This is a genomic window from Amycolatopsis sp. WAC 04169, assembly GCF_003947535.1.
GTDB lineage: Bacteria > Actinomycetota > Actinomycetes > Mycobacteriales > Pseudonocardiaceae > Amycolatopsis > Amycolatopsis keratiniphila.
Genome location: NZ_QHJI01000005.1, coordinates 483,980 through 504,941 on the forward strand (window position 1 = coordinate 483,980; position 20,962 = coordinate 504,941).

Below are 20,962 nucleotides of genomic sequence, written 5' to 3' on the forward strand. Positions count from 1 at the left end.
GAGGAAAGGAAATTCTGTGACTGCCGCAGCCCGCAAGACCAAGCAACCGGCGGGTGAGGGAATCCGCGTCACCGGCGCTCACGAGAACAACCTGAAGGACGTCTCACTCGAACTCCCGAAGAACCAGATCACGGTTTTCGTCGGGGTTTCGGGTTCCGGGAAGTCTTCCGTCGTGTTCGACACGATCGCCGTCGAGGCGCAGCGTCAGCTGAACGCCACCTTCCCCTGGTTCATCCGCAACCAGCTGCCCAAGCACGAACGCCCGCACGTGGACAGCATCGAAAACCTGACCACCCCGGTGATCGTCGACCAGCGCCCGCTCGGCGGGAACGCGCGCTCGACGGTCGGCACGGTCGCCGACATCCACCCGTTGCTGCGGGTGTTGTTCTCGCGTCAGGGAAAACCCAGCGCGGGCAATCCTTCGCTGTATTCGTTCAACGACCCCAACGGGATGTGCCCCGACTGCGAGGGCATCGGCCGTGCGCTGCGCCCGGACCCCGAGCTGATGCTCGACATGACGAAGTCGCTCGACGAGGGCGCGATCCTGGTGCCGGGCTATCCGGTCGGCAGCCCCGGCTGGCAGTTCTACGCCAACCACGACGCCATCAACCCGGCCAAGAAGCTCAACAAGTACACCGCGAAGGAGATGGACACCCTCCTGCACGGCAAAGAGGGCAAGGTCCAGCTCACCTTCAAGAACGGCAAGACGCAGACCCTGACGTTCGAGGGCCTGGTCGCGAACTTCACCCGCCGCCATCTCAAGCGTGACACCGGGTCGATGAGCGAGAAGACCCGCGCCCAGGCGGAGAAGTTCATCACCGAGGGGCCTTGTCCGGCCTGCCGCGGCGGACGGCTGAGCGAGGCGGCACTGGCGACCAAGCTGGCCGGCAAGAACATCGCGCAGTGGTGCGAGCTGCAGATCACCGATCTGATCGAGCTGATCAAGTCCATCAAGGACAAGCAGACCGCCGCGATGGCGCAGGGCGTGCTGGCCGCGCTCGAACGCATCGAGGCGATCGGCCTCGGCTACCTTTCGCTGGACCGGGCGACGACGTCGCTGTCCGGTGGTGAAGGGCAGCGGCTCAAGCTGGTCAAGCACTTGGGCAGCGACCTCACCGGGCTGACCTACATCTTCGACGAGCCCAGTGTCGGCCTGCACCCCCGCGATGTCGGGCGGCTCAACGATCTGCTGCGGGCGTTGCGGGACAAGGGGAACACGATCCTCGTGGTCGAACACGACCCGGACGTCATCGAGATCGCCGATCACATCGTCGAGATCGGGCCGCGCGCGGGCGTGCACGGCGGCGAGGTCGTCTTCCAGGGGACGTACCGGCAGCTGCGCGCCGGCAAGACGTTGACCGGGGCCGGGCTGGCGCGTTCGGGTGTCGTCAAGGAGGATCCTCGGCGGGCCAAGGGGAAGCTGTCGATCAAGCGGGCTTCGCTGCACAACCTGAAGAACGTGTCGGTCGACATCCCGACCGGTGTGCTCACCGCCGTCACCGGTGTCGCGGGTTCGGGCAAGAGCTCGTTGATCTCCGGTGTCTTCCGCGAGGCGCATCCGGACGCGATCTTCGTTGACCAGACGCCGATCGCGGCATCGTCCCGCTCGACTCCGGCGACGTACCTCGGCCTGATGGACCCGGTGCGCAAGCTCTTCGCGAAGGCGAGCGGCGCGAACGCGGCGTTGTTCAGCTTCAACTCCCAGGGCGCTTGCGAGGAATGCCAGGGCCGTGGCGTGCTGATCACCGAAGTGTCCTATATGGACCCGATCACCACGCACTGCGAGAGCTGTGACGGGCGCCGGTTCAAGGACGAGGTGCTCGCGCACAAGCTGCGGGGCAAGTCGATCGCCGACGTGCTGGAGCTGTCCGCGGAACAGGCGGCGGAGTACTTCACCGAGGCCCCGGTGCTGGCGAAGGTGAACGCGCTGATCGAGACCGGGCTCGGGTATCTCGGGCTGGGCCAGGCGCTGAGCACGCTGTCCGGCGGTGAACGTCAGCGGATCAAGCTGGCGGACCGGCTTTCCGGCGGCGGCAACGTCTACATCCTCGACGAGCCGACCACCGGTCTGCACATGACCGACATCGACATGCTGCTCGGTCTGCTCAACGGCATGGTCGACGCGGGCAACACGGTGGTGGTGATCGAGCACAACCTGGCGGTGATCGAACAGGCGGACTGGATCATCGACCTCGGGCCCGGCGGCGGCAAGAACGGCGGCGAGATCGTCTTCACCGGCCCGCCCGAGAAGCTCCTCACCGCGGAAAGCTCACTGACCGGCGAGTACCTCAAGCGCTACCAGCAAGCCGGCTGACAGCAGGCTCTTCGATGAAGGGGACGTCCCGCGCGGGGCGTCCCCTTCATCGCGTTCGGCGCAGGATCCGAGACGCCCCATGCCCTCGGCGGCGGCCAAGCTGGAAGCCGGTGCGGCGAGGAGGCACGGATGGCGGTGCGGCTGGTACTGACCGGCGGGCTGGAATGCCTGGATCCGATTCCGGAAAGCGAACGCGCGACGGTTTTCACCGCGTTGTTCGCCGTCTGCGACGGATCCGCTTTCCTGACCTACGGTGTTTTCAAAGTCGGCGGCGGCCCCGGCTGCTTCCTGTTGACCGTCGCGCCCGCGCTGGCGATCCGGGTGCGGATCGATTGGGGGCGTTCGGAATTCGAGTTGCTCGGCCTCAGCAGGGAACCCGTCGACTGGCCGCGAGAGATGGACGTGCTCTGAGCACTGCGAATCCCGTAGGATGGCGACGGAGCCACTGAACTGGGGTGCGAGGTGCTTCGTGGTGATCAAAGTGCTGCTTGCCGAAGATATGCACATGGTTCGCGGGGCGCTCGTCGCCCTGCTGAACATGGAATCCGATATCGAAGTGGTCGCCCAAGTCGCCGCGGGTGACCAGATCCTTCCGACGGCGAAATCCGTCCGGCCCGATGTCGCGATCCTCGACATAGACCTGCCGGGCAAGGACGGTTTGACCGCGGCCATGGAGATCCGCGAAAGCCTGCCCGGCTGCCATACGCTGATCCTCACCAGCCTCGGCCGCCCCGGCACGGTCCGGCGCGCGCTGGACGCGAAGGTCAACGGCTTCCTGCTCAAGGACGCGCCGTCGGACAAACTGGCCAACGCGGTGCGCTCGGTCGCGATCGGCCGCCGGGTGATCGACAGCGAATTGGCGCTCGCCGCCTGGGAAACCGACGACTGCCCGCTGACCACCCGCGAGATCGAGATCCTCCGGGTGACCGCGCGCGGGCGCACCGTCGCCGACATCGCGGCCGAGTTGTTCCTGTCGCCGGGCACGGTCCGGAACTATCTGGCGGCGATCGTCACGAAGCTCAACGCCCGCAACCGGGTGCACGCGATCCGTATCGCGACCGATGCGGAATGGCTGTGACGTCTCGTTGAGAGGTGTGTGGAAATAGGGACGTTCAACGTCTCTATTTCCACACACCCCCTCATGACCGGACCTGTCACGCCGGGACTGTGTGGATTTCTGGTCATCCAACGCCCCAAAATCCACACAGTCGGCGTCGCCCCGATCCCGGGGCCCTTCACGGACCTCTGCCCGTTCGGTTAGAGGTTCTCACCTTCACCTTGACGCTCACAGCGGCACAGCTATAGCCTCTAACTATCGCAACAAGCGATAACAACGAGCGAAGGAGAAGCACCATGTTCGGAAAGCGCGCGGCCCTGCTCACCATCCCGCTGGCCATCGCGGGCGTCCTCGGCGTCACGGCGCCGGCCCAGGCCGCCCCCGCCCACCACACCAAACCGACTTCGCTTACCTGCCAAGGAAAAGGCATCGACCGATCGGCCAAGGTGCACTACCGCACCGAGACCTTCATCAAGGCGCCGCTGCGCACGATCTGGAACCTGCAGACCGACGTGGAAGCCTGGCCGTCCTGGCAGAACCCGGTCATCCCCGTCACCATGAAGCGGCTGGACGACGGCCCGCTGCGCAAGCATTCCCGCTTCCAGTGGACCATCCCCGTCCCGCCCGGCATGCCCTACCCGCCCGGTGACGTGACCATCGTTTCCACCGTCCGGCAACTCCAGCTCGGCAAATGCATCCGCTGGACCGGCCCGCTCGACGGCCCCGGCGGCATGCACATCGACGGCGTCCACGTCTGGAACTTCGTCAAGGTGCCCGGTGGCGTCATCGTCCGCACCGAGGAGAGCCACACCGGCCCGCAGGTCGACAAGGACGTGCCCGGCTCCACCGCGATGCTCGGACAGGGCCTCGAAATCTGGCTGAAGGACCTCAAGAAGGCCGCCGAGCACCGGTGACGCCTGGGCGAACCTCACCCGCCGTTTTCCCTCGCCTGCCCCGATCCGCCACCCCGGAGGCACTTTCGGGCACTCTCTGATCATCAGGCTTGTCCCGGTGCACGTCCGGTGGTAACGATACGGGCGATCGCACCTCGCGACCTCTCGCAATTTCCCCCGAATCGCGACCCAGCCCATCGAGCCAAGGCGACGCATGCAACCCAATTTCGACGCAGGTGAGGACTTCGCACTCCTTCTGGAGCGAGAGGCCAGGAAACTCGAGGAAAAGGCCCAAGCACTGACGGCCGCGTTCACCGCCTCGGCGTCCACGGTGACCTCCCCCGACGGCTCGGTGACGGTGACGGTCGAGGCCAACGGTTCGCTGAGCGCCATCGAGTTCGGCAACCGGGCCACCTCGCTGGGGCCCGCGCGGCTCTCCTCGCTGGTCATGCAGACGGTGCGCCAGGCCCAGCGCAAGACCGTCGAGAAGGTCACCGAGTCCTACACCGAGATCAACGGCGAAGACGAAGCCGCCCAGTTGGTCCGCACCTTCCTGCCCAAGGTCGAGGACGAGACGCCGGACAACCCGGAACAGGACAAGTGGGCGCCCGAGGCGCACAACGAGCCGCCGCGTCCTCAGGCGGGGTACCGGCCGCCGCCACCCCCGCAGGCGGGCCCGCCGCAGCCCGGCCGTCCCGTGCGGCCGCCGAACCCCCCGGCGCCGCGAACCCGGCGGCCTGCCTCCCCCGACGACGATGAAATGAGCCCCTGGTGACCGGATTCGGTGTCAAGACGGAGGACCTGACCGAGTTCACCGGTCACCTCGGCAGGCTCGAGGACGCGCTGCGCAAGAGCGCCGACATGGTGGGCAGTTGCGTGGCGGACCCCGGCATCTTCGGCATTTTCGGCGGCCAGATCTACGGCGCCGGCGCGAGCATGCACTGCGGGAAGGCGCGGGACCAGCTGAACAAGTACTCGGAGAACGTGCAGGAGTTCTCGGACAGGGTGCGCGAGGCGGCGAAGCAGTACAACGCCAACGAGGAGGAGACCGAGAGGCTGATCACCGAAGCCGGCAAGGGGATCGACGAGGTGAAGGTCAAGTGAGCGACGAGTACCACCGCAACGATTTCGGGAACAACACCGGCACCAAGGCCAGCGACTTCAAGGACGAGAAGAACAGCTTCCTCGCGGGCAGCGGCGACACCACGGGCGCGGGCTTCTTCGATTCCGCGTTCTCGCTGAAGAAGGCCGTCGACGAAGGGGACAGCCTCAGCATCGGACTGGCCTCGGCGGGGATGGCGATCGAGATCCTCGGCATGGTCGCCGATCCGATCGGCTCGCTGCTCACCGCCGGGATCGGCTGGCTGATCGAGCACATCGTCATCTTCCGCTGGCCGTTGGACTTCCTGCTGGGAGACCCGAAGGGCATCGAGGCGGCCAAGACCGCGATCTACAAAGAGGGCGCGGAGGTGCGGGAGTGGGCGAAGGACCACGCCGCCGCCACCGCCAAGTTCGCGGAGAAGTGGACGGGCGAGGCCGCCGACACCTTCCGCGCCGACATGGAAGGCGTCGCCGCCCAGATCGAGGCGCTCGCCGGATACATCGAATTCGCGGGCAAGCAGATGGGGATCGCCGGCGCGGTCATCGGCGCGGTCCGCGGCATCGTCCGCGACATCATCGCCATGACGCTGGCAGGCATCCTCAAGGCGGCGATCGTCGCGGTGGCGCTGGCGCCGGTCACCTTCGGCGGTTCGATCATCGCGGCGATCACCTCCATCATGAGCACGGTCGCGGTGGCGATCGCCAAGATCGCCAAGCAGATCGCCGACGTCGCCAAGAAGCTCGCCGAGATGCTCAAGATCCTGGCGAAGACCCGCGGCGCGGCCGACGACGTCGTCAAGCTGACCCTCGGCGGCGGCAAGATCACCCTGCCCAAGCCGAAGCCCGGTGGCGGGACACCGATGCCCGGTGGCAAGAAGCCGATCGAAGGCCCGCCCCCGAAGCCGGGCGACAGCACTCCGGACGCGACGCCCGACGCTCCGAAGCCCAAACCGGAGAAGCTCAGCGACATACCCCCGAGGGTGGTGCGCGAGAAGCTGGCGAAGGAGCTGGAGGGGCATCCCGACGCCAAGAAGATCTTGGAAAGGTACGACTACTGGAACAGCTTCCCGATCGGCGACCTGAAAACGAGGTTCCCGAAGGCGGCGGACGCGCTCGACAAGCTCGAAAAGGGGCTCAAAATCCTCAGCGACCCGACCTACGGCGCGTCGGGCATGGCGGGGAAGACCATCGTCGAGTTGACGAAGGCCATCCCGCCCGCCACAAAAGAGACACCGCCTGAGGACAAGGAAGAGCAGTAAGGGGCAGGCGGCCCTGTACCGGTGTTCCGGGACAGGGCCGCCTGTGCTTTCGTTCGGGTCATGACTGAACGGGTGAACATCTCCTCCGGCGGCGACTACGAGACGGTCTTCGGCTACAGCCGGGCGGTGCGCGTCGGCGAGCACATCCACGTTTCCGGGACCACGGCGCGTGAACCCGCCCGCTCGGGCGACGCGTACGAGCAGGCCGTGGCCGTGCTTTCGATCATCGAGACCGCGCTGCGGGACGCCGGTTCGAGCCTGGTCGCGGTGGTCCGCACGGTCACCTACGTCACCGACATCAAGGACGCCGACCTGGTGGCACGGGCGCACCGGGAAGCCTTCGGCGACGTGTTGCCCGCGGCCACCATGGTCGAGGTCTCGGCGTTGCTCGACCCGAAGATGAAGGTCGAGATCGAGGCCTACGCCATCGAGAAGTAGCTCAACCGCCGTGGTCGTGGCCCGGCATCGGAAGCAACCGTGACACGCGGTCTTCGGTGCCGGGGGCGACGATGACGAACTGGCCCATCATCCCTTTGTCCTCGTGACGCAGGATGTGGCAGTGGTACATGTAGGGCGCCGCCGGATCCGCGTGGCGCCCGAATTCGACGGCGAGTTTCACGGTGGCCTGCTTCGGCACGTAGACGGTGTCCTTGGGGCCGCTCAGATAGGCGGGCGGCGGCGCGCCGTTGATCTCCAGTACCCGGAACGCGACCTCATGGATGTGGAAGTTGTGCGTGTAGGTCGTGTTGTGGATCTCCCAGATCTCACGCGCGCCCGCCGCGACGACCTCGTCGATCCGCGTCATGTCCATGTCCTTGCCGTTGATCTCCGAACCGGTCAGCGTCATGCGCCGGACCCGGGCTCCGGGCGGCGCCTCGGGCAAAGCGGCCGAGGAGAGCCGCGCGGGCAACGGTGACACGTCCCGTCGCGGGCCCGCCGCGATGATCTTGAGCAGATCGAAGTCGCCCTCCTCGATGTCCGTCGCCGCGTCGGTGCGCTCGCCGACGCTTCGGAGGACCACCTGCTCCCCAGAGGAGAAGGAGGCGACGATCTCCAGCCGTTCGCCGGGGCTGAGCACCGCGCGCCGGACGGCCGCCGGTCCGGGCAGGAGACCGCCGTCGGTGCCGATCACGTGGAACTCGCGGCCGTCGGCGAATTCGAGGAAGTAGATCCGGGCGTTCGACGCGTTCAAGACCCGGAACCGGGTCCGGCCGGCGAGTACCTCGACGAACGGATCGAACGTGCCGTTGACCAGGATCGTGTCGCCGATCAGCCCGAAGGTGCCGTCGAAGTCCTCCACGAGCTGTCCGTCCGAGTCGAGCCGCTTGTCCTGGAGGATCAGGGGGATGTCGTCCACGCCGTAGTCCGACGGCAGACCGGCAGCGTCCGCCTCGGGGTCGACGATCTGGATCATCCCCGCCAGGCCGCGATAGACGTGGCGGGCGGTCTGTTCGTGCGGATGCGGGTGGTACCAGCCGGTGGCGGCGGGCTGGTCGATCGTCCACTCCGGACGCCAGGTCGCGTCCGGAGCGACCGTCTGATGTGGACCGCCGTCCATCCGCGCCGGCAGGCGCATCCCGTGCCAGTGCAGGGTGGTCGGCTCGCCGATCCGGTTGGTGACGGCCATCGCCACCCGGTCACCGCGGCGCATGCGCAGCGTCGGGCCGAGGTAATCGCCGTTGATGCCCCACGTGCTCGCCCGCAGGCCCGGGATCAGTTCGGTACTTCCCGTGCGGAGGGTGAGCTCGAACCGGCGGATGCCGGAGGCGTCCAGGTCCGGCGACAGCAGCGGCGGTATCCGCAGGCGATTGGCGAACGCTCCGGGCCGATGAGCGGTCCCCGACGAACAGCCCGCGACGACGGTACCGGCGGCCACGAGCGCGCCGAGCTTCAAGAAGGAACGTCGGTCCATGCCGCGATGATCTCGGCGAGCGGGCGCCCGGCGCGTCGGCCGGGAACGGTAATCCGGGAAATCCGACCCGCGCGGTACGTCATCCCGGTGCGGTAGACCCGTTGCCCGTCAAGGGCGGACGCGCGGCGGGGCGGGCTCGGCCAGAGTCTGCACCATGAGAAAACTCGTCACGACGGCGATCGCCGTCACCGCTTTCCTGACCGGTTCCCCCGCGCTGGCCGAGCCGGGCGGACTCGATCTCACCGTCACCCAAGCGGGTTTCGCCGCACCATCGACCGTCCGTGCGGGCGTCCTCACCCTGGCGGTGCGGTCGGAAGATCCGGCGGGCGCGTGGGTGGGCCTGGTGCGGCTGCGCCCGGGAGTCGCGCTCGAAACCTATGCGCGGCACCTGAAACAGGCGATGTCCGACGACCCCGCCGACGTGATGGCGGGTGGCAGGGCGGTCACCGCCGACGCGGAGATGTTCGGCGGCGTCGCCGTGATCACCGTCCCGGCGGCGGCCGAGATCGCCGTGTCCCCGGGTGACTACCACCTGGTGGATTTCCGCGACGTCGCCGAGCCGGACTTCCTCTCGCGGATCCGGCCGCTGCGGATCGGCCCGGGGACGTCGCCGAACGCGACCAAGGCGACGGCGGCGATCATCGCGACCGACAACGGATTCCTCGCGCCGCATACCCTCGCCTCCGGTGCGCCGGTGTTCGTGCTCAACGCGTCCGGCCAGTTCACCGAAGCCATGCTGCTGCCGGTGCGGCCGGGGACCGCGCTCGCCGACCTCGACGCCTTCTTCGCCCGCACCGGGCCGAGCCCGTTCACCGGACGGCCGACGGGGGTCGTGCCGCTGTCGCCATGGCGTTCGGCGATACTCACCACGGCGCTCCCTCCCGGCGAGTACGCGCTGGTCACCTGGGTGCGCGACCTGCGCACCGGGGAACCGCTGGCGCTGCGCGGCGCACGTGCCCTGGTGCGCGTTGCCTGACATCACAAAGGTCCTGATGAGCGTGAGACGACCCACGACCGCCGAGACCGCGACCGGGATCGGCGTCGCGGCGCTCGTGGCCGTCTCGGCGGTGACGCGGATCGGGCCGAGCGGGCCGGAAGGAACGCTCGGCCCGTCCGGTGCCGTCCTGCTCGTCCTGCTGGCCGCGCTGATCACCGCACGCCGGATCTTCCCGTTCGGGGTGCTGGTGGCCGTCAACGCGGTCGTCGCGGCGTGGTTCGTCCTCGACTGCCCCGGCAGGCTGATCACGGTGGCGGCACTGTTCGCCTGCTACACCGTCGCGGCCGAACGCGGCTGGCGGCTCGGCGCGGCGGCCTGGGCGGTCACCGCCGCGGTGTCCACCGTCGTGGTGCACGGAACCCTTGACGTGGCGTGGTTCGACGACCGGGCGGTGAACGCGCTTTCGCTGGAACTGGCCGCGGTGGCGCTCGGTTCCGCCGTCCACTACCACCGCGCGTACGCCAAGGGCGCACGGGAAGAGGCACTGCGGCTCCGGTTGCGGGAAACCGAACAGCGGCTGGAGATCGCCCGCGAACTGCACGACGTGGTCGGCCACACCATGGTGACGATCAGCGTGCAGGCGGGCGTCGCGACCCATGTGCTGGAACGGAACCCCGATCAGGGTGCCGCGGCACTGCGCACCATCAAGACGATCAGCGACGAGGGGCTGGCCGAAGTCCAAGCGTTGCTCGGCATGCTTCGCGTCGACGGGACCGCGGCCGACCGCGGCGGCCTCGCCCGGCTGGACACCCTGCTGGACGTGACGAGGGCGACCGGCGTCCAGGTGGAACTGGTGGTGCGGGGCGAACGCCGCTCCTTGCCGCCGAAGGTGGACCTGGCCGCGTTCCGGACCGTGCAGGAAGCGCTGACCAACGCGCGGCGGCACGCGCGGCCGACGTCGATCCGGGTCTCCCTGCTCTATGGTGACGACGTGCTGGAGATCGGGGTTCGCAACGACGGAGCGGGCGAAAGCGCCCCGTCTCCGGCTGGTGGCAACGGGATCACCGGACTGCGCTCGCGGGCCACGGATTTGGGGGGCACCCTGCACGCGACGCGGACCGGGGACACGTTCGAGGTCACGGCCACGCTCCCCACGCCGGCAGTGGACCGCTGATGCCGATCCGGGTGCTGATCGCCGACGACCAGTCCCTGGTCCGGGCGGGTTTCCGCGTGCTGGTGGAATCCGAGGACGACATGGAGGTCGTCGGCGAGGCCGGAGACGGGGCCACCGCGGCCGCCCTCGCCGAGCGGCTCCGCCCCGACGTGGTCCTGATGGACGTGCAGATGCCCGGCACCGACGGGATCGAGGGTATCCGGCGCATCACCGCGAATCCGGAACTGTCGGCGGTGCGCGTCCTCATCCTCACCACTTTCGACACCGAGGAGTACGCGGTCGCGGGCATCACCGCGGGCGCGAGCGGCTTCCTGCTCAAGAACACCGCGCCCGCCCAGCTCCTGCACGGCATCCGGGTGGTGGCGGGTGGTGAGGAGCTGCTGGCCCCCGGGCTGACCCGCAGGCTGATCGCGCGGCTCGTCACCCCCGCGCGGGCGACGGTGGACGACACGGTGTTCGCCGAACTCACCGTGCGGGAACGGGAAGTCGTCGCGCTCGTCGCCGAAGGGCTGAGCAACGCGGAGATCACCGCCCGGTTGTTCATCAGCATGGCGACGACCAAGACCCACGTCAGCCGCGCGCTGAGCAAACTCGGCGCGCGCGACCGGGCTCAGCTGGTCGCCATGGCCTATCAACACGGCCTGGTCAGCCCACCCGAGCCCGGCCGGTGAACTAGACCCGGTAGGTCACATGGACCGCGCCCCTGCCCGCGGCCGCGCTCACCTGGACGAGGGACGCGGGACTCACGCCCTCGAACAAGCGGGTGCCGCCGCCGACCATCTCCGGCACCAGGTGCAGCCGCAGTTCGTCGACGTGGCCACCGGCGAGCGCCTGCTGGACGACCGAAGCCCCGCCCGCGATCACGACGTCACGCCCGGCCGCCGTTTCGTGTGCCCGCCGGAGCGCCTCCTCGACCCCGGCGACGAACGAGAACCGGGTCGGTCCCTTCACCAGATCGGGTCCCGGCCGATGGGTGACGACGTACACCGGCATCCCCCAGGTCCCGTCCTCTCCCCACAGCCCGATGCCGACGTCGAACAGTGTCCTGCCGATGACGAACGCGCCGGTGTTCTCGAACATCACCCGGGCCGCCGCCTTGTCGACGTCGTCCGGATCCTCCATGCTCCACGCGGTGAGCCGCTGTCCCGCGGTGCCGAACGGCGCGTCCACACCGACGCCTTCGCCCGCCACGTATCCGTCCAGCGACGGGCTGATGTCGACGATCGTCTTCCCCACCGGGGCCTCCCTTGTCCGTTTCCCCGATTGTGGGCACGGGGGCGGGCGCACACATCCGTCCACAGTGGTACATCCGGCCGTACCCCGTGGGGATGACGGTCACCTCCCGAAAGACCCGACCAGTGCTTCGGGAGCTTCGCGCGTCGAGTAGAGCTTCCAGAAGGCGTCGGCGAAGACGTCCGGGTGGATCACCTCGGGCTCGAAGTCCATCGGGCTCGCCGTGAGTGCCCGGTGCGGCACGCTGCCCTCGATGAGCGCGCCGACGTTGACGGCCCCGGCGTAGATCCCCTTCTCCGCGAGCACCGCGTTCAGGTTGTGGAAGTAGTTCCGCAGCGCTGCCTGCGCCATCCCGACGTTGCCGAGGAAGGGCGCCGGGTACAGCCCGGATTGCCCGGCGGTGAACAGGATCGCGCCGTCGCCGCGCTCGGTCATGTCCGGCAGGACGGCCCGCACGAGTGCCACCGCGGACACCAGGAACCGGTCGAGGATGAGCCGGAGGTTCTCCGGATCCACGTCGAGCACCGGCACGATGCCCTCGCCCATGGTCCCGCCGCCGGGGTTGAACGCGACCGCGTCGATCCGGCCGATGGCGGTGACGGCGGACGCGATCTGGGCCGGCTCGTAGACATCGGCGACGAACTTGCTCGCCTCGATGCCGTCGCGGGCGAGTTCGGCGACGAGCGCGTCGAGGTTCTCGGTGGTGCGCGCGACGAGGGCGATCCGGAAGCCCTCGCGGCCGAACCGGCGGGCGAGCGAGAGCCCCAGCACCGGTCCGGCGCCGAAGATCGCGAGTGTCTTGGTCATATGTCCTCCAGAGTTAAGTTGAGGTCTTCCTCAACTTATACCCGTAACTTGAGGATGCCTTCAACTTGGCTACGATGCCGTCATGACCAAACCCCTGCGGAAGGACGCTCAGCGCAACCGCGACCTGCTGATCGAGGCGGCCCGGGGGCTCTACGCCGAGCGCGGCCTCGACGTCGCGCTCGAAGAGATCGCCAGGACCGCGGGCGTCAGCATCGGCACGCTGTACAACCACTTCCCGCAGCGGGCGGATCTGGTGAACGCCGTGTTCGCCGACCGGACCGAGACCGTCGCGAAACTGGCCGAACACGCGCTCTCCCTCGACGACGCCTGGATCGGCTTGACGTCGTTCGTCGAACGGGTCTGCGAACTGCAGGCCGCCGACCGCGGCTACAACGAACTGGCCTCGACGCGGCCACCGCAGGCAGAAGACCTCGAACGCGGCTACGAACTCATGACCCGGATCGTCGAACGCGCCAAGGAAAGCGGCGCCCTGCGCGACGACTTCACCCTCGAGGACATGGCCTTCGTGACCTGGGGCATCGCGCGCACCGTGGAAGCGACCGCGACCGTCCGGCCGGAGGTCTGGCGACGCCACCTCGCGCTGCTGTTCGACGGGATGCGGGCGCCCGCCGCGAACCCGCTACCGGAGCCCCCGCTGCGGCCCGCCGAACTGGCCCGCATCATGGGCGGCTGCGGCTGAGTGACTTCCGGCGGTGACCGCCAAGGCAACCCTCCGCCCCTCCGGCGCGTGTACACCCCGGAGGGGAACCATGAAGACGAAACTCTTGCTCATCGCCCTGACCCTGTTCGTGACGACGGCCTGTTCCGGGGAGCCACCGCCGGCTCCCGCGACGGTCACCGCCACCCCGTCGTCCTCGGCGCCCACCGGGCCGGACGCCAAGACCGTCGCCTGGCTCGACGGAGTATGCGGCGCGGTGTACGGCTATATGAAGGCTTCCAACGACTACGCGAGTAAGCAGCGATCGGGCACGGAGGTCACCCGCGGCGCGCTGAAGGAAGAACTCGGGGTCCGCGCGGGACTCGCGGGCAAGGTCGTCGACGACCTGACCGCGCTGCCCCCGTCGCCGATTCCCGGCGGCGACGCGGTAAGGAAGTCCCTTGTGGACCAATACGCCGCCGCGAGGGACGCGGCGACCGCGGGCAAGCAGCAGTTGGAGAAGTCGGGGAACGACGCCGCCATGGACGCTGCGATCAAGGCGATGGACGCCACGCAGAAACCGATCACGGAAACCCCCGACCTCATGCCGGCGCTCAAAATCGACACGCAGGAGCTGATGGCCGCCGCCGCGGAGGCCAAGAAGTGCTCGCCCGCTTAAGGCTTTTCGGGCCCGTTCGCGACACGGCTCACCTTTGCCTCACCGCACCATTCAGGCGGGCGGAGTGAAACCGGGCGGCATCACCATCGGCCGCCCGGCGTTCAACCCACCGTCGACCAGAACCGAAGCCCCCGTCAGGTAGCCGAAATCCGACGACGCCAAAGCAAGGACGGCCGAAGCGATCTCACCGGCCTCCCCCATCCGCGGCAGGCCATGGACGTTCAACGGCCCCCAAGCCTTCTTGAACTGTGCCCACGAATCGTCCGGAATACCCGGCGGCCGCACCAGCCGGGTGTCGGTCGTGCCCGGATCGATCGACAGTACCCGGATGCCCTTCGCGCCGTAGTCCAGCGCCGCCGCGCGCACGAGACCCTGCACGGCGCGTTTGCTCGACGTGTAGGCGGCGTGCCCCGGCCTGGTCTGGTCGGCCTGCGCCGAAGCGGTGCAGACGATCACCCCGCCGCCCGCCTTCAGCAGATGCGGCACCTCGTACTTGATCGCGAGGAACACGCCCCGCGCGTTGGTGCGCTGCACGTCCTCCCATTCGTCGACGGAGATCTCGTGCAGCGGCTTGCCGAGGTGGATCCCGGCGTTGTTGAACGCGATGTCGAGCCCGCCGTACCGGCGGGCGACGCCGTCCACGAAGGCCTGCACCTGTTCGGGGACCCGGACATCAGCCCGGAAATAGGTCGCCTCCCCGCCCGCGCGGCGGATCTCCCGTTCGACCCCGCGGCCGAGTTCTTCCCGCCTGCCACAGAAACCGACCTTGGCCCCGGCGGCGGCGAAGGCGATGGCCGCCGCACGGCCGATTCCCGACGTCGCCCCGGTGACGATCACGACCTTGCCCGCGAACCGCCGCCGGTCTTCCCCCGCCGTGGCCGTGTTCGCCGCCAGCATCGCGACACCGGCCGCCGCCGCGCCCCCGAGCACCGCGCGCCTGCCCACTGCTTCGCCCACAGTTCCCTCCAGATGGATAGTCAGACTTTCCACAACAGAAAGTAGGACTATCCATCTGAGAGACCTCTCAAGAATCGAGCTCCGGCGTGATCCCGCCCGCCGCGGCGAGCGCGCGATGCAGCGCCAGTTCCGCCGTCGGCCCTTCGGCGAGGACGATCCCGGTGCACGAACGCTGATCGGTGAGATGCCGGATCTCGTCGCCGGGGCTCGCCGTCGGGTACCACTCCGGCGCGCCGGGCAGACCGGGCAGCCTGTCGAGTCCCGACCAGCCCTTCAGCACGCCTTCCGCGGCCGGGTACGCCAGGACGAACCCGATCCCCGGCCCTCCACCGATCCGCTGGGTGAGCAGGGCGGGCTCCTCGCCCAGCGCCATGGCGATCATCGCGGAGTAGACGTTGGTGCCCAACGACCGGCACAACGCCTCGCCGAGCATCGCCCCGCCGATCCGGATGTTGATCTCGACGACCTCCGGGCCGTCGGCGGTGAGCACGAATTCGGTGTGCGCGAAGCCCTGCTCGTGTCCGGCGGCCTTGAGCACACGGCCGATCCAGTCGGCGAGCCCGGCGTACTCGGCTTCGGGGAAGGCCACCGGGAACGCCGCGGCTTCCTCCCGCCGGACGGGTTCCGGCGACAGCTGACGGGAGAGGATCCCGAGCAGCCGTGTCCTTCCCTGCCAGGTCACGGTTTCCGCACTGTAGAGCGGCCCGGCGAAATACGGTTCGGCGATCAGGTGCCCCTTGAGCGGCGTTTCCTTCGCCGCCAGCCGCGCCCGGTCGAGTTCCGCCTGATCGCGGACGAGCCACACGCCACGTGACGACGTTCCCGAAGAGTCCTTGACCACCAAGGGAAATCCGAGCTCCTCGGCGACCATCACGGGCACCGGCCTGCCGCGGGTGAGCCCGTGTTCGTACAGCAGATCACGCACCGCGCCCTTGTCTCGCAGTACCCGGACGGCCGCCGCGTCCGGACCGGGCAGGCCGAGCCGGGCGGTGAGTTCCGCGCCCGGCAACGCCCAGGTGTCCGTCGAGTTGATGATCCCGGCGAGGTCCGGGATGGCGCGCAGGGCGGCTTCGCAGGCCTCGATGTCGGTGGTGTCGATGTCGACGACCTCGACCCTGTCCGGCCCGAGCATGCCGAGTTCGTAGCGATAGATGTCGCGGTTTCCGGTGAACAGCACCAGTTTCCGCCCGGCCTCCGCCGCCGCGTCGGCCAGCCTGCCCAGGCCGAAGGTGAGTGCTTCCAACAGGACGACGGTCACGACGCCCGCTCCTTCCGGTACAACGGCAGCGAGGGTTTCCCGAAGCGGCGGCGCCGCCAGTCCATCGTGGCCCACGGCAGGGCGAGGTCGTCCAGCGACGCGATCTCGCGCGGCGCGAGCGAAGCCGGGTCGACCGCCTCCCGATGCCGGGAGAAGACCCTTGCCGTGTAACGGTGCCCGGTGTCGGCGCCGATCACCACATGCGTCCGGTCCGGATTCCGCGCCGCCTCCCAGCCCGCGACGAGATACGCGGCACCGGTGGACAACCCGGCGAACACGGCGTGCTCACGCATCAGGCCGACGGTCGCGGCCATGGCGTGCACGAAATCCAGCCAGTGGATCCGGTCGTACAGCTCGTGGTCGACGTTGTCGAACGGGATGGCCGAGCCGATCCCCGCGATGATCGCGTCCGGATCGGTGAACCGTTCGCTGCCGAAGGTGACACTGCCGAAGGGCTGGACGCCCGTCAGCCGGACGTCCGGATCGCGTTCGCGCAACGAGCGGGCGATCCCGCCGGTCGACGCGCCGGTGCCCACGCTGCCGACGACGGTGAGCGGCCCGGACGGCAGGGCGCGGGCGACGAGGTCGGCGACCTCGGCATAACCCAGGTAGTGCACGGGATCGTGGTACTGGCGCATCCAGTGCATGTCCGGATGCCGGTCCAGGAGTTCGCGCACGCGCGCGACCCGGCGGCGCTGGTCGAGGCGGAGATCGTCCGACGGCGGCATCTGATCCACCGTCGCGCCGAGGATCTCCAGCTGCGAACGCATCGTGAGGTCGACGGTGGTGGACGCGACGATATGGCAGCGCAGGCCGTAGCGGTGGCAGGCCATCGCCAGCGCGAGCGCGTAGATCCCGCTGGAGCTGTCGATCAGCGTCTGTCCTTTTCGGACGGATCCGTCGGCGAGCAACGACCGCACGGCGCCGAGCGCGGCGTAGACCTTCAGCGTTTCGAAGCGGATCAGCACGACGTTCGGTTCGAGCCGGATCAGCGACGGCGTCTTGATCGCGTCGGTGACGTGTTCGTGGACCAGCGCGGACATCGCGGTCACCGGCCGATCGAGCGCAGGTACGCGGCCAGCGATTCGGCACCCGCCGCGTTGCGCGGTCCGCTCACGAGGTCACCGTAGGAGATGACGTGGAATCGGTTGTCGCGCACGGCGGGCGTGTTCTTCAGCTGCGGCGACGATTTCACGAACGCGATCTTGTCCTGCGCGGGCCGGTCGGCGTAGTCCACCACGACGATTACCTCGGGCTCGGCCTTCACCACCGCTTCCCAGCCGACACTGCCCCAGCCGTCCCGCAACTCGCGGAAGACGTTCGTGCCGCCCGCGGCGTCGATGATGTCGTTGGGAGCGGCGTGTTTTCCGGCGGTGAAGGGCTGATCGGTGCCGGAATCGTAGACGAACACCTTGGCGGGCGGCGATTTCGGCGCTCCGGCGCGGACCTTGTCGAAGCGTCCCTTGAGTTCCGCGACCAGTTCGTCGGCCCGCTGACGGACGCCGAAGATGTCACCGAGGTTGCGCAGGTCGGTGTAGAGCGCTTCGAGCGGCGTCACCTCCGACTTCGCGGTGGGATACTCCCAGCAGGTCTCGGTGTGCAGGTAGCTGCGGATGCCGACCTGCTCCAGCAGTTTCGGCGTGATGCCGCGTTCCTCGCTGAATCCGGAGTTCCAGCCCGCGATCACCCAATCCGCCTTGGCGTTCACCAGGATCTCGCGGGTGACCCGCGAGGTGCCGAGCCGTTCGACCTTGGCGTAGTCGTCCTTCCACGGCGAACCCGCGATCGACGGGTCGCCGAGCGAATTCATCACGTAGCCGCGCATCCGGCCGGCGAGCCCGAGCGCGAACAGCTTCTCGGCGCCGGAAACGTCGTAGGCCACCGGACGTTGCGGCGCCGGGAAGGTGACCTGCGCGCCGCAGTTGGTCACCGTGGCCTGTGCCTGTGCGGCCGGACCTGCCTCGACCTGGGCACCGCAGGCGCTCAGGAGCAGTGCCGCGGCGAAGAGCGCGGTCACCCTGGACGGCTTCATCGTGAGATCCCCTCGGTTTCGTCGGCGGGAAGGTCGTAGAGCAGTTGGAGCGCGCCGGTCACGGGATGGGTCACCGGGGTGACCTCGACGCCGAACACGGCGTGGACCGTTTCCGGTGTGAGCACCTCGGCCGGCGTGCCGCAGGCGGCGAGCGATCCGGCGCGCAGCAACGCGATCCGGTGGCAGACGGCGGCGGCGAGGTTGAGATCGTGCAGTGCGACGAGCACGGTGAGCCCGCAGTCGCGCAGGAATTTCAGCAGTTCCACCTGGTGACGGACGTCGAGATGGTTGGTCGGCTCGTCGAGGACCAGTACCTCCGGTTCCTGCACGAGCGCCCTCGCCACCAGCACCCGCTGCCGTTCGCCGCCCGAAAGCGTCAGCACACTGCGCTGCGCGAGATGGGTGATGTCCATCCGCCGCAACGCTTCCCGGCACAGCGCGCGCTCACGGGCCGAAAGCCGGAGGTTGCCGCGCTGATGCGGCGACCGGCCGAGCGCGACGACCTCTTCGACGGTGAAGTCGAGATCCGCCCGGCTGTCCTGGGTGAGGGCGGCGATCCGGCGGGCGGTGTCGCGCAGGCCCTGCCCCGAGATGTCGGTCCCGTCGAGGAGGACGGCGCCGCCGGACGGGGCCAGCGCGCGGTAGACACAGCGCAACGCGGTCGACTTGCCGCTGCCGTTGGGGCCGAGGAGGCCGACGACCTCGCCCAAGCCGACGTCCAAACGCAGCTCACGGAGCAACGTCGTCCCGGCCACCTCGACGGAAAGTTCGCGCAGCGACAGCATCAGCGGCCTCCGAACGCGTAGCCGCGGCGCCGCATCACGACGAGGAACACCGGAACGCCGATCAGCGCGGTGATCACGCCGAGCGGCAGTTCCTCGGGGGCGACGAGCGTGCGGGCCAGCAGATCGACCCACACCAGGAAGACCGCGCCCACCAGCGGCGCGAGCGCCAGCACCCGGCGATGCCCGGAACCGGCGATCATCCGCACCACATGCGGCAGGACCAGCCCGACGAAGCCGATCGAACCGCTGACCGCCACGAGCAACCCGGTGACGACCGCGGTGAGCAGGAAGAGCCAGCGGCGCAAGGCGGCGGCGTCGGTGCCGAGGCTCATCGCGGTCTCGTCGCCCATGGACAGGACGTCGAGCGCGGTGCCGTAGCGCAGCAGGACCGCGACCGCGACCGCCACGCCGAGCGCGGCCAGCGGCAGTGACGCCCACGTCGCGGAGCCGAGGCTGCCGAGCAGCCAGAACAGCACGGTCTGCGCGGCCTGACCGTTCGGCGAGAGGTACACGAGCACGCTCATCACGGCCTGGAAGGCATACGTGAGCGCGACCCCGGTGAGCACGAGACGCAACGGCGTCAGGCCGAATCTGCTGCGGGCGGCCAGATACACCAGCGCGGTCGCGCCGAGCGCGCCGAGGAACGCGGCCGTCGACAGCGCCAGCACGCCGAGCCCGGCGAACAGGCCGAACACCACGACGGCCGCGGCACCGACCGAGGCGCCCGACGAGATCCCCAGCACGAACGGGTCGGCGAGGGCGTTGCGGACCAGCGCCTGCACGGCCACCCCGACCACCGCGAGTCCCGCGCCGACCACGGCCGCCAGCAGCACCCGCGGCGTGCGGACCTGCCAGACGATCGAATACCCGGTGACCTCGTCGCCGCTGATGGTGCCGCCGGTGATCGCCTTTCCCAGGTAGCGCAGGACATCCGCGAGCGCGACGTTCGACGGGCCGAGCGCGATGCCCGCGATCAGCGACAGCGCGAGCGCGACCGAAAGCAGGAGCACCGGACCGGTGAGCCGGAGTGGCCGCGCGGCTCTTTCGTCGGACCCAGCGTCGTCCGGTTCCGCGAACAGGCGGAGCGGCTCAGGCACGTTCACCACGCACGATCAGGCGGCGCGCGTGGTTGTCGTACGGCGAGCCGTCGAAGTCGCCGAAGCATTCGACGCCGGTGAAGCCCGCCGTCTCGAACAGCGCCTTCAGTTCCGCGGCGCTGTAGAGGAAGGAGACGATCGACGCCTGCTTCGCCTCGCCGCCGCGAACCAGGGTCCACTCGGTTTCGAGACGGGTCCAGTCGTCGAGGATGGTGTCGCGCATGAACACCGTCCCGCCGTCGACGTCGACCGCCTTCGGCCTGCCGATCCAGCCGGCCAGCACCTCCTTGCCGAGCACGTCGATCAGGAGCCTGCCGCCGGGCGCGAGGCTGGCGTGGGCGTTGCGCAGCACCGTGAGGTTGTCGCCGGGGTCGGTGAAGTAGCCGAACGACGTGTACATGTTGATGATCAGGTCGTACGCGCCGGGTTCGGTGTATTCGAGCATGTCGGCCTGGATCAGCTTCGCGGCGACTCCCGCGTTCTCACAGGCCTCACGCGCGCGTTCGAGCATCGCCGGGCTGAGGTCGACGCCGGTCACGTCGGCGCCCCTCCTGGCCAGCGGCACGACGTGGATCGCCGGTCCGCACGCCAGGTCGAGCACTCTCGCGCCGTCGGCGACTTCGAGCAGCGGCGACGTGGCCGTCAGGCGTTCGGCCTCCTCGGCCCGGCTGGGCGGGAACATCACGTCCGCGAAGCCGACCCACAGGTCGTCGTCCTCGTACCAGTGCATCTCTCTCCGCTCGCCGGGCCGCACGATTCAGCCCCACAAGTCGTCGAAAGGTCGTCTTCGGTTCCCGGCTTCGCCAAAT

The 20,962-nt window shown here is 68.9% G+C and carries 23 protein-coding genes; 13 read left to right on the forward strand and 10 right to left on the reverse strand.

The genetic code is table 11. The features are described from left to right. Positions 1-16 precede the first annotated feature (16 nt). The 8 genes from DMC61_RS15000 (at position 17) to DMC61_RS15035 (ending at position 7,062) form a co-directional block, all read left to right on the forward strand. A complete protein-coding gene (locus DMC61_RS15000) occupies positions 17-2,314 on the forward strand; it encodes an excinuclease ABC subunit UvrA (RefSeq protein WP_016336925.1) in 2,298 nt (765 codons plus the stop codon). A gap of 129 nt (positions 2,315-2,443) precedes the next feature. Beyond that, positions 2,444-2,725: a DUF6235 family protein gene (locus tag DMC61_RS15005; protein ID WP_125689786.1), complete on the forward strand. Its 282-nt coding sequence runs from the start codon at positions 2,444-2,446 to the stop codon at positions 2,723-2,725. A 58-nt stretch (positions 2,726-2,783) separates the two neighbouring features. Further along, positions 2,784-3,392, forward strand: a complete 609-nt coding sequence (locus DMC61_RS15010) for a response regulator transcription factor (protein WP_016336927.1) — start codon at positions 2,784-2,786, stop codon at positions 3,390-3,392. Positions 3,393-3,667: 275 nt separating this feature from the next. After that, positions 3,668-4,285 carry an SRPBCC family protein gene (locus DMC61_RS15015; RefSeq protein ID WP_125689787.1) on the forward strand — a complete coding sequence of 206 codons (618 nt, stop codon included), beginning with the start codon at positions 3,668-3,670 and terminating at the stop codon, positions 4,283-4,285. 193 nt (positions 4,286-4,478) lie between these two features. Next, complete coding sequence (locus DMC61_RS15020) at positions 4,479-5,039, forward strand: YbaB/EbfC family nucleoid-associated protein (protein WP_043848356.1); 561 nt, start codon at positions 4,479-4,481, stop codon at positions 5,037-5,039. After that, positions 5,033-5,368 (forward strand): hypothetical protein, encoded by a 336-nt coding sequence (locus DMC61_RS15025; protein WP_125689788.1) that lies wholly within the window; start codon positions 5,033-5,035, stop codon positions 5,366-5,368. Before DMC61_RS15020 ends, DMC61_RS15025 begins: the two co-directional genes overlap by 7 nt. Further along, a complete protein-coding gene (locus tag DMC61_RS15030; protein WP_125689789.1) occupies positions 5,365-6,624 on the forward strand; it encodes a WXG100 family type VII secretion target in 1,260 nt (419 codons plus the stop codon). Before DMC61_RS15025 ends, DMC61_RS15030 begins: the two co-directional genes overlap by 4 nt. A gap of 60 nt (positions 6,625-6,684) precedes the next feature. After that, positions 6,685-7,062 (forward strand): RidA family protein, encoded by a 378-nt coding sequence (locus DMC61_RS15035; RefSeq protein ID WP_228688239.1) that lies wholly within the window; start codon positions 6,685-6,687, stop codon positions 7,060-7,062. Position 7,063: 1 nt separating this feature from the next. On the opposite strand, the gene DMC61_RS15040 is transcribed toward DMC61_RS15035, so the two are convergent. After that, positions 7,064-8,536, reverse strand: coding sequence for a multicopper oxidase domain-containing protein (locus DMC61_RS15040; RefSeq protein WP_125689790.1), 1,473 nt, complete (start codon positions 8,534-8,536; stop codon positions 7,064-7,066). A 154-nt stretch (positions 8,537-8,690) separates the two neighbouring features. Between DMC61_RS15040 and DMC61_RS15045 the strand changes: the two genes are divergently transcribed. From DMC61_RS15045 to DMC61_RS15055, 3 genes are read left to right on the forward strand one after another with little or no spacing between them, the layout of a single operon-like run. After that, positions 8,691-9,512 (forward strand): hypothetical protein, encoded by an 822-nt coding sequence (locus tag DMC61_RS15045; RefSeq protein WP_125689791.1) that lies wholly within the window; start codon positions 8,691-8,693, stop codon positions 9,510-9,512. Between the two features lie 16 nt (positions 9,513-9,528). After that, the gene (locus DMC61_RS15050) at positions 9,529-10,647 is read left to right on the forward strand and encodes a sensor histidine kinase (RefSeq protein WP_125689792.1); all 1,119 of its coding nucleotides are present in this window, start codon (positions 9,529-9,531) and stop codon (positions 10,645-10,647) included. Beyond that, complete coding sequence (locus DMC61_RS15055; protein WP_125689793.1) at positions 10,647-11,318, forward strand: response regulator transcription factor; 672 nt, start codon at positions 10,647-10,649, stop codon at positions 11,316-11,318. The genes DMC61_RS15050 and DMC61_RS15055 overlap by 1 nt, the downstream gene beginning before the upstream one ends. Position 11,319: 1 nt before the next feature. Here DMC61_RS15055 and DMC61_RS15060 read toward each other — a convergent pair whose 3' ends face one another. Together DMC61_RS15060 and DMC61_RS15065 are read right to left on the reverse strand one after the other, a co-directional pair. Continuing rightward, entirely contained in the window at positions 11,320-11,883 is a 564-nt protein-coding gene (locus DMC61_RS15060; RefSeq protein ID WP_158634097.1) for a dihydrofolate reductase family protein, read from the reverse strand. Positions 11,884-11,982: 99 nt separating this feature from the next. After that, positions 11,983-12,687, reverse strand: coding sequence for an SDR family oxidoreductase (locus DMC61_RS15065; RefSeq protein WP_125689795.1), 705 nt, complete (start codon positions 12,685-12,687; stop codon positions 11,983-11,985). Positions 12,688-12,769: 82 nt separating this feature from the next. Between DMC61_RS15065 and DMC61_RS15070 the strand changes: the two genes are divergently transcribed. Both DMC61_RS15070 and DMC61_RS15075 read left to right on the forward strand, forming a co-directional pair. Further along, the gene (locus tag DMC61_RS15070) at positions 12,770-13,387 is read left to right on the forward strand and encodes a TetR/AcrR family transcriptional regulator (RefSeq protein ID WP_125689796.1); all 618 of its coding nucleotides are present in this window, start codon (positions 12,770-12,772) and stop codon (positions 13,385-13,387) included. A gap of 70 nt (positions 13,388-13,457) precedes the next feature. Continuing rightward, positions 13,458-14,024, forward strand: coding sequence for a hypothetical protein (locus DMC61_RS15075; RefSeq protein WP_125689797.1), 567 nt, complete (start codon positions 13,458-13,460; stop codon positions 14,022-14,024). A 51-nt stretch (positions 14,025-14,075) separates the two neighbouring features. Here the strand turns inward: DMC61_RS15075 and DMC61_RS15080 are convergent, their stop codons facing one another. The 7 genes from DMC61_RS15080 to DMC61_RS15110 form a co-directional block, all read right to left on the reverse strand. After that, positions 14,076-14,981: an SDR family NAD(P)-dependent oxidoreductase gene (locus DMC61_RS15080; RefSeq protein WP_125689798.1), complete on the reverse strand. Its 906-nt coding sequence runs from the start codon at positions 14,979-14,981 to the stop codon at positions 14,076-14,078. A 67-nt stretch (positions 14,982-15,048) separates the two neighbouring features. Beyond that, positions 15,049-16,239, reverse strand: a complete 1,191-nt coding sequence (locus DMC61_RS15085; protein ID WP_125689799.1) for an ATP-grasp domain-containing protein — start codon at positions 16,237-16,239, stop codon at positions 15,049-15,051. Further along, complete coding sequence (locus tag DMC61_RS15090; RefSeq protein ID WP_063275816.1) at positions 16,236-17,291, reverse strand: cysteine synthase family protein; 1,056 nt, start codon at positions 17,289-17,291, stop codon at positions 16,236-16,238. The genes DMC61_RS15085 and DMC61_RS15090 overlap by 4 nt, the downstream gene beginning before the upstream one ends. Then, complete coding sequence (locus tag DMC61_RS15095) at positions 17,288-18,271, reverse strand: ABC transporter substrate-binding protein (RefSeq protein ID WP_125689800.1); 984 nt, start codon at positions 18,269-18,271, stop codon at positions 17,288-17,290. The genes DMC61_RS15090 and DMC61_RS15095 overlap by 4 nt, the downstream gene beginning before the upstream one ends. Continuing rightward, the gene (locus DMC61_RS15100; RefSeq protein WP_125689801.1) at positions 18,268-19,056 is read right to left on the reverse strand and encodes an ABC transporter ATP-binding protein; all 789 of its coding nucleotides are present in this window, start codon (positions 19,054-19,056) and stop codon (positions 18,268-18,270) included. Before DMC61_RS15100 ends, DMC61_RS15095 begins: the two co-directional genes overlap by 4 nt. After that, complete coding sequence (locus DMC61_RS15105) at positions 19,056-20,162, reverse strand: iron ABC transporter permease (RefSeq protein WP_125689802.1); 1,107 nt, start codon at positions 20,160-20,162, stop codon at positions 19,056-19,058. Before DMC61_RS15105 ends, DMC61_RS15100 begins: the two co-directional genes overlap by 1 nt. Beyond that, entirely contained in the window at positions 20,146-20,883 is a 738-nt protein-coding gene (locus DMC61_RS15110) for a bifunctional 2-polyprenyl-6-hydroxyphenol methylase/3-demethylubiquinol 3-O-methyltransferase UbiG (protein WP_125689803.1), read from the reverse strand. Before DMC61_RS15110 ends, DMC61_RS15105 begins: the two co-directional genes overlap by 17 nt. Positions 20,884-20,962 lie beyond the last annotated feature (79 nt).

Excerpts from the sequence above, each read along its gene's own strand:
- DMC61_RS15020 (WP_043848356.1), top strand. The coding sequence starts at position 4,479 with ATGCAACCCAATTTCGACGCAGGTGAGGACTTCGCACTCCTTCTGGAG.
- DMC61_RS15035 (WP_228688239.1), top strand. The coding sequence starts at position 6,685 with ATGACTGAACGGGTGAACATCTCCTCCGGCGGCGACTACGAGACGGTC.
- DMC61_RS15055 (WP_125689793.1), top strand. The coding sequence starts at position 10,647 with ATGCCGATCCGGGTGCTGATCGCCGACGACCAGTCCCTGGTCCGGGCG.
- DMC61_RS15005 (WP_125689786.1), top strand. The coding sequence starts at position 2,444 with ATGGCGGTGCGGCTGGTACTGACCGGCGGGCTGGAATGCCTGGATCCG.
- DMC61_RS15015 (WP_125689787.1), top strand. The coding sequence starts at position 3,668 with ATGTTCGGAAAGCGCGCGGCCCTGCTCACCATCCCGCTGGCCATCGCG.
- DMC61_RS15070 (WP_125689796.1), top strand. The coding sequence starts at position 12,770 with ATGACCAAACCCCTGCGGAAGGACGCTCAGCGCAACCGCGACCTGCTG.
- DMC61_RS15110 (WP_125689803.1), bottom strand. The coding sequence starts at position 20,883 with ATGCACTGGTACGAGGACGACGACCTGTGGGTCGGCTTCGCGGACGTG.
- DMC61_RS15045 (WP_125689791.1), top strand. The coding sequence starts at position 8,691 with ATGAGAAAACTCGTCACGACGGCGATCGCCGTCACCGCTTTCCTGACC.
- DMC61_RS15040 (WP_125689790.1), bottom strand. The coding sequence starts at position 8,536 with ATGGACCGACGTTCCTTCTTGAAGCTCGGCGCGCTCGTGGCCGCCGGT.
- DMC61_RS15095 (WP_125689800.1), bottom strand. The coding sequence starts at position 18,271 with ATGAAGCCGTCCAGGGTGACCGCGCTCTTCGCCGCGGCACTGCTCCTG.
- DMC61_RS15075 (WP_125689797.1), top strand. The coding sequence starts at position 13,458 with ATGAAGACGAAACTCTTGCTCATCGCCCTGACCCTGTTCGTGACGACG.
- DMC61_RS15065 (WP_125689795.1), bottom strand. The coding sequence starts at position 12,687 with ATGACCAAGACACTCGCGATCTTCGGCGCCGGACCGGTGCTGGGGCTC.
- DMC61_RS15100 (WP_125689801.1), bottom strand. The coding sequence starts at position 19,056 with ATGCTGTCGCTGCGCGAACTTTCCGTCGAGGTGGCCGGGACGACGTTG.
- DMC61_RS15050 (WP_125689792.1), top strand. The coding sequence starts at position 9,529 with ATGAGCGTGAGACGACCCACGACCGCCGAGACCGCGACCGGGATCGGC.